Origin of the sequence: Lelliottia sp. WB101 (assembly GCF_003051885.1) — a bacterium.
GTDB classification, from domain to species: Bacteria; Pseudomonadota; Gammaproteobacteria; order Enterobacterales; family Enterobacteriaceae; genus Enterobacter; species Enterobacter nimipressuralis.
Window position 1 is genome coordinate 3,474,388 of the sequence record NZ_CP028520.1, and the last position, 12,604, is coordinate 3,486,991.

At 53.3% G+C, this 12,604-nt stretch carries 14 protein-coding genes; 8 read left to right on the plus strand and 6 right to left on the minus strand.

Annotated features, from left to right (window positions below):
- Nucleotides 1-5 precede the first annotated feature (5 nt).
- From rsxG to gstA, 5 genes are all read left to right on the plus strand, one after another.
- Nucleotides 6-626 (plus strand): electron transport complex subunit RsxG, encoded by a 621-nt coding sequence (gene rsxG, locus DAI21_RS16735; protein WP_100780385.1) that lies wholly within the window; start codon nucleotides 6-8, stop codon nucleotides 624-626.
- Between the two features lie 2 nt (nucleotides 627-628).
- Complete coding sequence (locus DAI21_RS16740; RefSeq protein ID WP_100780386.1) at nucleotides 629-1,315, plus strand: electron transport complex subunit E; 687 nt, start codon at nucleotides 629-631, stop codon at nucleotides 1,313-1,315.
- Nucleotides 1,312-1,947 carry an endonuclease III gene (nth, locus tag DAI21_RS16745; RefSeq protein WP_107703691.1) on the plus strand — a complete coding sequence of 212 codons (636 nt, stop codon included), beginning with the start codon at nucleotides 1,312-1,314 and terminating at the stop codon, nucleotides 1,945-1,947. Before DAI21_RS16740 ends, nth begins: the two co-directional genes overlap by 4 nt.
- Nucleotides 1,948-2,567: 620 nt before the next feature.
- A complete protein-coding gene (gene dtpA, locus DAI21_RS16750) occupies nucleotides 2,568-4,076 on the plus strand; it encodes a dipeptide/tripeptide permease DtpA (RefSeq protein WP_100780388.1) in 1,509 nt (502 codons plus the stop codon).
- Between the two features lie 109 nt (nucleotides 4,077-4,185).
- Nucleotides 4,186-4,791, plus strand: a complete 606-nt coding sequence (gene gstA, locus DAI21_RS16755) for a glutathione transferase GstA (RefSeq protein ID WP_100780389.1) — start codon at nucleotides 4,186-4,188, stop codon at nucleotides 4,789-4,791.
- Nucleotides 4,792-4,840: 49 nt separating this feature from the next.
- On the opposite strand, the gene pdxY is transcribed toward gstA, so the two are convergent.
- From pdxY to anmK, 5 genes are all read right to left on the minus strand, one after another.
- Nucleotides 4,841-5,701: a pyridoxal kinase PdxY gene (gene pdxY / locus DAI21_RS16760; protein WP_100780390.1), complete on the minus strand. Its 861-nt coding sequence runs from the start codon at nucleotides 5,699-5,701 to the stop codon at nucleotides 4,841-4,843.
- Nucleotides 5,702-5,766: 65 nt separating this feature from the next.
- The gene (gene tyrS / locus DAI21_RS16765; protein WP_107703692.1) at nucleotides 5,767-7,041 is read right to left on the minus strand and encodes a tyrosine--tRNA ligase; all 1,275 of its coding nucleotides are present in this window, start codon (nucleotides 7,039-7,041) and stop codon (nucleotides 5,767-5,769) included.
- A 125-nt stretch (nucleotides 7,042-7,166) separates the two neighbouring features.
- Entirely contained in the window at nucleotides 7,167-7,823 is a 657-nt protein-coding gene (gene pdxH, locus DAI21_RS16770; RefSeq protein ID WP_100780392.1) for a pyridoxamine 5'-phosphate oxidase, read from the minus strand.
- A gap of 57 nt (nucleotides 7,824-7,880) precedes the next feature.
- Complete coding sequence (mliC, locus tag DAI21_RS16775; RefSeq protein WP_100780393.1) at nucleotides 7,881-8,204, minus strand: C-type lysozyme inhibitor; 324 nt, start codon at nucleotides 8,202-8,204, stop codon at nucleotides 7,881-7,883.
- A gap of 95 nt (nucleotides 8,205-8,299) precedes the next feature.
- Nucleotides 8,300-9,424 (minus strand): anhydro-N-acetylmuramic acid kinase, encoded by a 1,125-nt coding sequence (gene anmK / locus DAI21_RS16780; protein ID WP_107703693.1) that lies wholly within the window; start codon nucleotides 9,422-9,424, stop codon nucleotides 8,300-8,302.
- A gap of 255 nt (nucleotides 9,425-9,679) precedes the next feature.
- Between anmK and slyB the strand changes: the two genes are divergently transcribed.
- Both slyB and DAI21_RS16790 read left to right on the plus strand, forming a co-directional pair.
- A complete protein-coding gene (gene slyB / locus DAI21_RS16785; RefSeq protein WP_100780395.1) occupies nucleotides 9,680-10,147 on the plus strand; it encodes an outer membrane lipoprotein SlyB in 468 nt (155 codons plus the stop codon).
- A 203-nt stretch (nucleotides 10,148-10,350) separates the two neighbouring features.
- Entirely contained in the window at nucleotides 10,351-11,712 is a 1,362-nt protein-coding gene (locus DAI21_RS16790) for a GGDEF domain-containing protein (protein ID WP_107703694.1), read from the plus strand.
- 36 nt (nucleotides 11,713-11,748) lie between these two features.
- Here DAI21_RS16790 and slyA read toward each other — a convergent pair whose 3' ends face one another.
- Entirely contained in the window at nucleotides 11,749-12,189 is a 441-nt protein-coding gene (slyA, locus tag DAI21_RS16795) for a transcriptional regulator SlyA (RefSeq protein WP_100780397.1), read from the minus strand.
- A 176-nt stretch (nucleotides 12,190-12,365) separates the two neighbouring features.
- On the opposite strand from slyA, the gene DAI21_RS16800 reads away from it, so the two are divergent.
- Complete coding sequence (locus tag DAI21_RS16800) at nucleotides 12,366-12,602, plus strand: DUF1656 domain-containing protein (protein ID WP_107703695.1); 237 nt, start codon at nucleotides 12,366-12,368, stop codon at nucleotides 12,600-12,602.
- The last annotated feature ends 2 nt before the right edge of the window (nucleotides 12,603-12,604 follow it).

Here is a 12,604-nt window from a genome sequence, read left to right on the forward strand (position 1 = left end):
TCGCCATGCTGAAAACAATGCAAAAACACGGCGTGACGCTGGCGATCTTCGCCGCTGCCCTGACGGGGCTGACCGCGCTGGTGAATGAAATGACCAAAACGACGATTGATGAACAGGCATCGAAACAGCAAAAGGCGCTGTTCGATCAGGTGATTCCGTCAGATTTCTACGATAATGACCTGCAGAAAAGCTGCTTTATCGTGCAGGCACCGCAGTTAGGCAAAGGTGAACACCGCGTTTTCATCGCCCGTAAAGGGGATACCGCCGTGGGTGCCGTGATGGAAGCGACCGCACCGGACGGCTACTCTGGCGCAATTCAACTGCTGGTCGGCACCGATTTCTCTGGTACGGTTCTCGGCACCCGTGTGACGCAGCACCACGAAACGCCAGGGCTGGGGGATAAAATCGAGCTTCGCCTCAGCGACTGGATTTTACATTTTGCCGGAAAAGTGATTCATGGTGAGAATGACACCGCCTTTGCAGTCAAAAAAGACGGCGGTGAGTTCGACCAGTTTACCGGCGCGACCATCACGCCACGCGCCGTGGTGAATGCGGTGAAACGCGCGGGGCTGTATGCCGAAACGCTGCCTGCGCAAATCAACAATCTTCCCGCCTGTGAGGAGTAATCATGAGCCAGGTTAAAGAGGTTATTGTCCAGGGTCTCTGGAAGAACAACTCCGCGCTGGTCCAGCTGCTGGGGATGTGCCCGCTGCTGGCGGTGACATCCACTGCCACGAACGCCCTCGGCCTTGGACTGGCGACCACGCTGGTGCTGACCCTGACCAACCTGTCGATCTCCGCCCTGCGTCGCTGGACGCCGTCAGAGATTCGTATTCCGATTTACGTGATGATCATCGCCTCGGTGGTGAGTATCGTGCAGATGCTGATCAACGCCTACGCGTTCGGCCTTTATCAGTCGCTGGGGATTTTTATTCCGCTGATCGTAACCAACTGTATCGTCGTGGGTCGCGCGGAAGCTTTTGCGGTGAAGAACGATCCGCTGATCTCGGCGCTGGATGGCTTTGCCATCGGCATGGGCGCCACCTGCGCAATGTTTGTGCTGGGCTCGATGCGTGAGATCCTCGGTAACGGTACCCTGTTTGACGGCGCTGACGCACTGCTGGGCGGCTGGGCGAAGGCCCTGCGTATTGAGGTCTTCCACACGGATACGCCGTTCCTGCTGGCGATGCTGCCACCGGGCGCATTTATTGGCCTTGGTATGATGCTGGCGTTAAAATACCTCATTGATGAGAAACGTAAACGCCGCGCCGCCGAGCGTAGCGTGCAGGAAGGACTCCCTGAGAAGGCTGTATGAATAAAGAGAAACGCATCACGATCCTGACTCGTCTGCGTGATAATGACCCGCATCCGACAACGGAGCTGAATTTCAACTCCCCTTTTGAGCTGCTGATCGCGGTGCTGCTCTCCGCCCAGGCTACCGACGTGAGCGTCAACAAAGCGACGGCGAAGCTCTACCCTGTCGCCAATACGCCGCAGGCAATGCTGGAGCTGGGCGTGGACGGCGTGAAGTCGTATATCAAAACCATTGGTCTGTTTAACAGCAAGGCCGAGAACGTGATTAAAACCTGCCGTATCCTGCTGGAACAGCACGGCGGTGAAGTGCCGGAAGACAGAGCCGCGCTGGAAGCGCTGCCTGGGGTGGGGCGTAAAACCGCCAACGTGGTGCTCAATACCGCTTTCGGCTGGCCGACCATTGCTGTCGATACGCATATTTTCCGCGTCTGTAACCGCACGAATTTCGCACCGGGTAAGAACGTCGAGCAGGTCGAAGAAAAGCTGCTGAAGGTGGTACCGGCGGAGTTTAAAGTGGATTGCCACCACTGGCTGATCCTGCACGGACGTTATACCTGTATCGCCCGTAAACCCCGCTGCGGTTCGTGTCTGATCGAAGATTTATGCGAATATAAAGAGAAAGTGTACGCCTGAATTTCCGTCACCTACCTCCTCTGCTCAATATATCAATCCCTTACTAAAGGAAGGTCTAACCGGAAACCTTCCTTTTGCCCATTTATTATCCGCTTCGTTCACTTTCAGACCTCTTGATTGTTCGGTTCATTAACACCCTGGCAGGTTAATTGTTTTTTCGTCAGCGAAATTTTCTATACATCTGTGATCGCGATCACTCTGATAACGTCATGTTGGATTTTTGTATATAAAAACCCACTAAGCCCTTGCGCGAACAAGCTATGACCGATCGTTCACAACAGATTAAACCAGTTGATTTTCAGAATATGGACCATATCACTACCACAATGACCATATAGCAGAACATATCGCCATACAGCCCTTTTTTACGGGTCTCAGTAGTGAAAAAAACCACCAATTCTCATGCTGAAAGATTTAACGCTAAATAACATTTGTCTGACCCGCGTATTATACCGCGCTGGTTATATGTAACAGAGTATTACAAACACCTTGCCAGATGGGTCAGGATAGTGAACATTACCCGCCGTTTCCCCTCCCAATATAACTATAAGGCGAATGGACTCCGGTCAATTACGCTATGAACACCCCCGTTAATATGGGATGTAAAAAAAGAGGTATATGTGTCTACTGCAAACAATAAACCAACAGAAGAGAGCGTAAGTTTAAACGCTTTCAAACAGCCTAAAGCGTTCTATCTCATCTTCTCTATCGAGTTATGGGAGCGTTTTGGCTTTTACGGCCTGCAAGGGATTATGGCTGTTTACCTGGTTAAACAACTGGGTATGTCCGAAGCGGATTCCATCACGCTGTTCTCCTCTTTCAGTGCACTGGTTTACGGCCTGGTCGCCGTCGGCGGCTGGTTAGGCGATAAAGTTCTTGGCACCAAACGCGTGATCATGCTCGGCGCCATCGTTCTGGCTGTCGGCTATGCGCTGGTTGCGTGGTCCGGTCACGATGCTGCGGTTGTCTACATGGGTATGGCGACAATTGCTGTCGGTAACGGGCTGTTCAAAGCAAACCCGTCCTCCCTGCTTTCTACCTGCTACAGCAAAGATGACCCGCGTCTCGACGGTGCATTCACCATGTACTACATGTCGGTGAACATCGGTTCCTTCTTCTCTATGCTGGCAACACCGTGGCTGGCAGCGAAGTTCGGCTGGAGCGTAGCGTTCTCACTCTCCGTTGTCGGTATGCTGATCACCGTGGTTAACTTTGCCTTCTGCAAACGCTGGGTCAAAGACTACGGCTCTAAACCTGACTTCGAACCGGTTCACATGGGCAAACTGCTGGCGACTATCGTGGGCGTTGTGATCCTCGCTACCATCGCCACCTGGCTGCTGCACAACCAGGGCGTTGCTCGCGCGGTACTGGGCGTGGTTGCTCTGGGTATCATCTGCATCTTCGCGAAAGAAGCGTTCGCTATGCAGGGCGCTGCGCGTCGTAAGATGATTGTGGCCTTCATTCTGATGCTGCAGGCGATTGTCTTCTTCGTGCTGTATAGCCAGATGCCAACGTCCCTGAACTTCTTCGCCATTCGTAACGTTGAGCACGCCATTCTGGGTATCGCGTTCGAACCTGAGCAGTTCCAGGCACTGAACCCGTTCTGGATCATGATTGGTAGCCCGATTCTGGCCGCTATCTACAACAAGATGGGCGACCGTCTGCCAATGCCGCACAAATTTGCCATCGGTATGGTGCTGTGCTCTGGCGCATTCCTGGTACTGCCGCTGGGCACCAAGTTCGCGACCGACGCGGGTATCGTGTCTGTTAACTGGCTGATTCTGAGCTACGCGCTGCAGTCTATCGGTGAGCTGATGATCTCGGGTCTGGGTCTGGCAATGGTTGCACAGCTGGTTCCACAGCGTCTGATGGGCTTCATCATGGGTAGCTGGTTCCTGACTACTGCGGGTGCCGCTATCATTGCAGGTAAAATTGCAAACCTGATGGCCGTTCCGGAAAACGTCACCGACCCTCTGGTCTCCCTGGAAGTGTACGGACGCGTATTCATGCAGATCGGTATCGCCACCGCAATTATCGCCGTGCTGATGCTGCTGACTGCGCCTAAACTGAATCGTATGACCCAGGACGACGACAAAACCGCTAAAGCGACGGATACCGCTACCGCGTAATTGTCATCGGGAAACGACTGAAGAGAAGCCGCTAACTGTGCGTTAGCGGCTTTTTTTTTATTCTGCCGCGCATTACCATGACCCTAATCTCAGCAAAAAGGAGTTACCGATGAAACTGTTCTACAAACCAGGCGCATGCTCTCTTGCTTCACACATCACCCTGCGCGAGAGCGGCAAGGATTTCACGCTCGATAGCGTCGACCTGATGAAAAAGCGTCTGGAGAATGGCGAGGATTATTTCGCGATTAACCCGAAAGGACAGGTTCCGGCTCTGGCGCTGGACGACGGCACGTTGCTCACCGAAGGCGTCGCCATTATGCAGTTCCTGGCCGATTCAGTACCCGATCGCCATCTGCTGGCACCGACGGGCAGCATTTCCCGCTATAAAACCCTCGAGTGGCTGAACTACATCGCGACTGAGCTGCATAAAGGCTTCACGCCGCTGTTCCGCCCGGATACGCCTGAAGAGTACAAACCGACCGTTCGTGCCCTGCTGGAGAAAAAACTGCAGTACGTTAATGACGCCCTGAAAGACGATCAGTGGATTTGCGGCCAGCGCTTCACCATTGCAGACGCTTATCTGTTTACGGTTCTGCGCTGGGCGCGGGCAGTGAAGCTGAATATGGAAGGATTAAGCCATATTGCGTCGTATATGGAACGCATGGCGGCACGTCCGGGCGTGGCGGCGGCGCTGAAAGCGGAAGGGTTGAACTAATATATCTCTGCATTGCCCGGCGGCGCTGCGCGCTTGCCGGGCACTGTTTTTAAAGCTGCGTCGCGCTAAAGTAGTGCTCCGGCTTCGCAATACGCTCCTGCGCCGCCACGACCTGCAACTCATACTCATCCATCTGTTTCGTCGCGATCATGATTTCATAGACCGCTGCGGTCACATGCTCCAGCGCGTCGCGCAGGGATGCGCCCTGCAACAGTTTCACCAGCAGTAACCCACTCGTCACATCGCCCACGCCCACCGGCTGGCGAGCGCCAAAGTCCACCAGCGGACGGCTGATATGCCAGGCGTCGTCTTTCGTCACCAGCAGCATTTCAAAGCGGTCCGGGCTAAACCCCGCGCGCGCCAGATGTTTCACCAGCACAATCTCCGGTCCCTGAGCTATTAGCTCACGTGACGCTGTCACGGCTTCTTCTACGCTGTTCACCGGATGCTCGCAGAGAATTTCCAGTTCGATGAGATTTGGCGCGATGATATCGCTTGCCGGCATCGCATGACGCACATGAAACTCCGCCACACCCGGCGCCACGATGCACCCTTTTTCCGGATGGCCCATCACCGGATCGCAGAAAAATTTGGCCGACGGGTTCGCCGCTTTAACCTGACGTACGATACCCAGGATATGTTCGCCCTGCTCCGCCGATCCCAGATATCCGCTTAAAACAGCGTCACAGCGCTTTAGCTGATCGATATCCGCGATACCCTGCACAATCTCCGTCAGATGCGATGCAGGCAGCACGCAGCCTGTCCATTTACCGTATTGTGTGTGATTGGAGAACTGAACGGTGTTGAGCGGCCAGACGTTGGCCCCAAGGCGACGCATCGGGAACTCTGCGGCGCTATTGCCGGCATGGCCAAAAACAACGTGGGACTGAATGGCGAGGATGTTATTCATTTTTCTTACCACAACCCTGAAAAAATAAAGGGGCGTGGTTTCCCACGCCCCTCAAACACTTGTGATTACTTCCAGCAAACCAGACAGTAATTCTTCTTACCGCGACGCAGCAGGGTGTAGCGCCCGTACAGACGATCGCTCTCAGCGAAGGTGTATTCCGGATCGGCCTGCTTCTCACCGTTGATGGTGATGGCATTGGAGGCGATGGTCTTACGCGCCTGACCACGGGACGGCTGCAGCTCGGAATCGACCAGCGCCTGCATCAGATCGGCGCCCTTTTCCATCTCAACCATTGGCACGCCATCCTGCGCCAGCTGCTCGAAATCTTCCACGCTCAGATCGCTCAGGGTGCCGTTGAACAGACTGGCAGTAATGCGTTTCGCCGCCGCCAGACCGTCTTCACCGTGAACCAGGCTGGTGACCTGATCGGCCAGCACATACTGTGCGCGAGGCGCTTTACCGCTGTTCTTGTCTTCTTCTTCAAGAGCATTGATCTCTTCGATGTCCATGAAAGTGAAGAACTTCAGGAAGCGATAAACGTCCGCATCGGCGGTGTTGATCCAGAACTGGTAGAATTTGTACGGGCTGGTTTTCTTAGGATCCAGCCAGACTGCGCCGCCTTCGGTTTTACCGAACTTGGTGCCATCAGCTTTGGTGATAAGCGGTACGGTCAGACCGAATACCTGGTTCTGATGCAGACGACGCGTCAGGTCGATACCGGACGTGATGTTGCCCCACTGGTCGGAGCCACCAATCTGCAGCGCCACGCCGTGCAGTTTGTTCAGACAGGCGAAGTCATAACCCTGCAGCAGGTTGTAGGAGAACTCGGTAAAGGAGATGCCCTGATCGTCACGGTTCAGACGCTGCTTCACCGCTTCTTTGTTGATCATCTGATTAACGGAGAAGTGCTTGCCGATATCACGCAGGAAGGTCAGCACGTTCATGTTGCCAAACCAGTCGTAGTTGTTGGCAGCAATCGCAGAGTTTTCACCGCAATCGAAGTCGAGGAATGGCGCAACCTGCTTGCGAATTTTGTCCACCCACTCCTGCACGGTGTCTTCCGTATTCAGTTTACGCTCGGCGGCTTTAAAGCTTGGGTCACCAATCAGACCGGTTGCACCACCCACCAGCGCCACAGGCTTATGGCCCATCTGCTGGAAGCGTTTCAGGCATAACAATGGAACAAGATGCCCCAAGTGCAAGCTGTCAGCGGTGGGATCGAAGCCGCAATAGAGCGCGATCGGGCCTTGCGCCAGTCGCTCTGCTAACGCTACTTCGTCCGTCACCTGGGCCACCAGGCCCCGCTCTTGCAATTGTTTAATCAAGTTACTGCTTGCCATCAAATTCTCCATGTATAAACGACTGCACCTCTGTCGGTACACGACTTTTCGCCTAGCGCGAAAGAGACATAGAATAAAGCGCCAGCCCATCCAGCGCTAGCGCTTAAAACAACAAATTTCGAGGATTACGGGGCCAGTCGGTCGATTTTCCACGCGTCGTTGTCGCGCTGGTATAAAAAGCGGTCATGCAGACGGTGTTCGCCACCCTGCCAGAACTCCATCTGCTCGATGGGGACGCGGAAACCACCCCAGAAGCTTGGCAAAGGCACTTCGCCCTGCTGGAATTTTTGTTTTAGCTCGAGGAATTTGCTCTCCAGCACGCCACGTGCCGAAATGCGGCTCGATTGTTTCGAGACCCAGGCGCCAATCTGGCTGTCGCGAGGACGGCTGTGGAAATATTTCAGCACTTCGAGCGTTGAGAGGCGTTCAACTTTACCGGTGACCATCACCTGACGCTCCAGCATATGCCACGGGAACAGCAGGCTGATGCGCGGATTGTTTTCCAGATGGTGAGCTTTACGGCTGCCGAGGTTGGTATAAAAGACCAGCCCTTTTTCGTCGTAATGTTTCAGCAGAACGATACGCTGGTAAGGCTGGCCGTTCTCATCGACGGTGGCGACGACCATCGCGGTTGGATCGGCGAGTTTGGCCTCACAGGCCTGTTTCAGCCAGCGCTCAAAAAGTACGAGGGGTTCAGCGGGAAGATCCTGGCGACGCAGGCCGCCTTTGGTGTACTCACGGCGCAGATGCGCAATTTGCTGCAATTCATCGTTATCTGACATGGCGTTAGCTGAAATTAGAATTGGGTGGCGCTATTGTGCGCCGCCCCTGTAAAAATCTCAACGCTTCGGATTTTGCAGCACGCAGTTGTTGAGAACTACGCGGTCGCGTTTGTAGACGGTGGCATCGTCACCTTTGGACCAGAATACGTAGATTCCGTCCGTGTAGCGCGCGCCGGAGGCGGACATGCCCTGTTTCAGGTTCAGCATTTTATTGTCGTAGATGAAACTGGCTTCCTGACGCGGATTATTGAGCTTCACGGTCAGTGGTTTTTCATCACAGCGATACTCGAGGGTGTCGGTATTGAGGCGATCGACAACCTGGTTGTAGTAGCTACAGCCCGCGAGTAAGAGAGGGGCAAACGTAAGAAGAAGTTTTTTCATGAGCCTGTTCCGAAGACTATCCTGGTCATGGAGGGTGAAGTCACCCTCCTGTATTCCTTTCGATTTTAACGGCAACGGGCAGGGCTGGAATTCAGTTAACTCTGATTATGCCGCGGATTGGCCGGAAAAATCGCGCCCAGCACGCTGGCTTCGCGCGCACCGGTAACGGAAGGCAGATTCCCCGGCAGACCGGCGACCGTGCGCCAGGCAAGCCAGGCGAAGGCCAGGGCTTCCATATCGTCGCCGCTGATGCCTACCGCATCGGTAGTGGTCACCTCTGTTCCCGGTAACAGCCCGGCGAGGCGCGCCATCACCAGCGGATTTCGGCTGCCACCGCCGCACACCAGCAGTCGCTCGCAGCCGCCGCTCAGCAAAACTTGCTCAGAAATCGAGATTGCCGTCAGCTCCACCAGCGTCGCCTGCACATCCTGCGGGGCCAGCGCCGGGAACTGCGCCAGCTGGCGCTCAAGCCAGCCGTAATTGAAATATTCGCGCCCCGTACTTTTTGGCGCAGGCGCGGCGAAATAGGGATCGCTCAGCATCGTTTGCAGCAGCGGAATAATGACTTTTCCCTCGCACGCCCACTGCGCGTCTTTGTCGTACGCTTTGCCACGCTGACGCCAGATCCAGGCGTCCATCAGCATATTGCCAGGCCCGGTATCGTAACCGCGCACCGGTCGCCCAGGAATGAGCATCGATAAATTGGCGATGCCGCCAATGTTCAGCACCATGCGGCGTTCATCCGGATGTGCCAGCAGCGCCTGGTGAAACGCAGGAACCAGCGGCGCGCCCTGCCCGCCAAGGGCGATGTCGCGACGGCGGAAATCCCCCACGACCGTCACACCGGTTTTGGCGACGATCTGGTTATTGTCGCCAATTTGCATCGAATGCGGCGCGTCGCCAAGCGGTTCGTGCCACACGGTTTGCCCATGACAGCCAATCGCCACGATGTCCTTTGGCTGAAGATTTTCCTGTTGCATGAGTGCCAGCACTGCATCGGCAAACAGCGATCCCAGCTGCACATCGAGCCGCCCCAGTTGCGAAAGGGTCAGCTGCTGTCCCTGGCAAATGCTCAGAATCGCTTCTTTCAGTTCAACGGGAATCGGCCAGCTCAGGCTTGCCTGCTGCGCCACCATGTTTTCATCAATTGCGGCAAGGACAACATCGACTCCGTCAAGACTGGTGCCTGACATGACACCGATATAACGACCCGATTTCATGCGCTTTCCTTAGGTTATCTGGGCTTGGGGTCACCACTCCACCATAAATGAAGGGGTATTTCTATGACCGGCTAATATTTTTTAACAATGTCCGATCTCAAGCACCCCGCCTCTTCCGTTTATGTCTCGTTAAGTCAAATTCAAGTACAATTTTCCTATTGTTAGTGCAAAGATATGATCTATGGCTCTCAATGCCATATAATTTAGCCATAACGGATGCTCAGTTTGAGCGTTGTTGGTGAACAGGAGATTCAAATGATTTTACGTGTACTGGGCGTTTCACTGATTGGTTTAACACTGGCTGGCTGCGTGAATAACGATTCCCTTTCGGGTGACGTTTACACCGCCTCCGAAGCCAAGCAAGTTCAGAACGTCACTTACGGTACTGTTGTTAACGTTCGCCCGGTTCAGATCCAGGGTGGCGATGACAACAACGTGATTGGCGCGATTGGTGGTGCTGTGCTGGGTGGCTTCCTGGGTAACACCGTCGGTGGTGGCACCGGACGTTCTCTGGCGACTGCCGCGGGTGCTGTTGCGGGTGGCGTAGCGGGTCAGGGTGTTCAGGGTTCGATGAACAAAACCCAGGGCGTTGAGCTGGAAATCCGTAAAGACGACGGCAACACCATCATGGTTGTGCAGAAACAGGGTAAAACCCAGTTTGCTAGCGGCCAACGTGTGGTCCTGGCAAGCAACGGTAGCCAGGTGACTGTATCCCCACGCTAATTCCATAATGGATGTGGCCTCAGGGTCACATCCATTACTCTTGAATGCATTCCGATTAATTAATTCCCTAAAACACATTCACCACGTGAATTAATTACTTCCCCTTCTCTTGTTCCCGCGCAAAGTATTTTATCTCTTATTACATTATCCTCCGCGCTCATCTTCTTTTCTTAATAAAGTATTATCTGTCAGTTAACAACCGTATGATCGTGATAAACCGATATCTGGGAAACCGCTACGTTTCCTTCTTGCTTGCCTGTCTGGTCTTTTATGGAATATTACATACTCTTTATTTAAAAACAGAGAGTATTATTCCGAGCCTTTCGCCATTAATTTTTCCTACGCTGACAATATTTCTTTTAGTATTTCATCTGTTTATTGCCTTTTTTATGCTGATGAAATACTGGTGCGATAAAAACCGGATTTTCCTGCTCGCCATCGCCTTTGCCTTCGCGGGCTCCGCGGTGCTGATGCTGGGAACACTGAGCAGCTTCCCGGCGTGGCTCACCTCGTTCGGTCTGCATCGCATTAATTATAACGACGCGATGATTTTCTTCATGTTCCGCAATATGATGATGGCCTTCCTGATCACATGCGCGGCGGTACTTTATACTCTGCGTCATCATGTATTACCGCGCCGCGTACATGTAATAATTATTATCTGTTTATTTCTGTTTACCGTTTCAATGATTACTCTTGCGTGGATATATTCGAGCCACAGCACATTACTTTCGATAGATCTGGTCAGTAATGACACCCGGCAGATGACAATATTATGGAATCAAGTGATTAATCTCATTCTGATTATTTTCTGGATTGTCACTTTAATCACCATGCTGGTCATCACGCGTCTGCGCAATGAATTTTGGGTCAGCGGCAGCTTTTTGTGTGTCTGCTATATGATTACGCTGGTCACCCTGTTTGCCAGTGATTATGTGGGGGGATTTGCCTGGTACAGCTCGCGTCTGTTTGAAACTACCGCCACGTTGCTGATTATTTTTACCCTGCTGCACGATGTCTTCAGTCTCTACCGCGATTCCCATCTGAAATATCAGCAGTCTTATCAGAACTCGATTCGCGATGCCCTGACGCGTCTCTACAACCGCAGCTACTTCTATGAATCCTTGAACCATTTGCTCAGAACCACCAGCGCCAGTAAACCCGTGTCGGTGATTGTCAGCGATCTCGATCGCTTCAAGCGCATCAATGACACTTACGGTCATCTGCAAGGCGACAAAGTGCTGCAGTTTGTTGCCAATCTGCTGATGGATTCGGTCCGTCCTCAGGATATTGCCGCACGCATTGGCGGCGAAGAGTTTGTCTTGCTGCTGGCGAATACCCCGTCAGAGGCGGCACGCCAGGTGGCCGAGCGGATCCGTATCCTGCTGAGCAGTTTTGATCGTGAAACCACCCACGGACAGCTTCCGGAGCCAATCACCATCAGCATGGGCGTGTATACCGCGACGTCATCTGCGGTTACAGCTGAAGAGTGCGTCGAGCGTGCGGATAAGGCGATGTATGAGGCTAAAGAGACGGGGCGCAACCGGGTGGTGGTGTACCGCTAAAAAGAAAGCCTTGCGATGCAAGGCTTTGTCATGACGTCAGTCGCGGGTTTGCAGCTCATTGATGTTTTGCTCAAGGCGAGCAATCATATCAATCAGCTGTTCCAGCTCGGCAGGTGAAATCCCGGAGAGGATCTCTCCCCGCGTTTTGCTGATCACCGCTTCCATCTCAGTGATGATAGGCGCTGCCTTTTCCGTCAGTTTAATGCGTTTAGCACGGCGATCGCTGGCGCAGGTTTGCCGGGAAATCAGCCCCTTCTCCTCCAGCTGATCGAGCGTACGCACCAGAGATGGCTGCTCAATGCCAATCGCTTTAGCCAGTTGAATTTGTGACTGATCGGGCGGCAACTGATGAATGTTATGCAGCGTGACCCAATGCGTCTGTGTCAATTCCAGAGGTTTCAGGCGATGGTCAATCAGAGCACGCCAGATGCGTACCAACCTTGCCAGATCAGAACCTAATGGCGATTCCAATTTCATCTCCTTATAATTAGCTTGCTAAGTTATTATACTGATTTTAGAATAGTGTGCAGCATTTATATTGGCAAAACAAATGCAATACTGCATTCATCAATTCCGAACGGATCATTTACACTTAATGAAGACACTTCATTGTGTTAACACTGGCCCCTCACCACTGCAAAGGATCTCTGCTCGTGAAGTTCTCTACTAGCTCCGCGGGGTTACCCCTTCAGGACCTGATTGTCGGTGCGTCTGTCTATTTTCCCCCGATTTTCAAAGCCGTTATGCTGGGCTTTCTGATCTGGCTTGTGGCCCACCGACTGCTTCGCGACTGGATGTACTCCGGCGAAATCTGGCACCCCATGCTGATGGATCTTTCGCTGTTTACCCTTTCCGTCTGTCTCGCTATGGCTCTGTTGATTGCGTGGTGAAT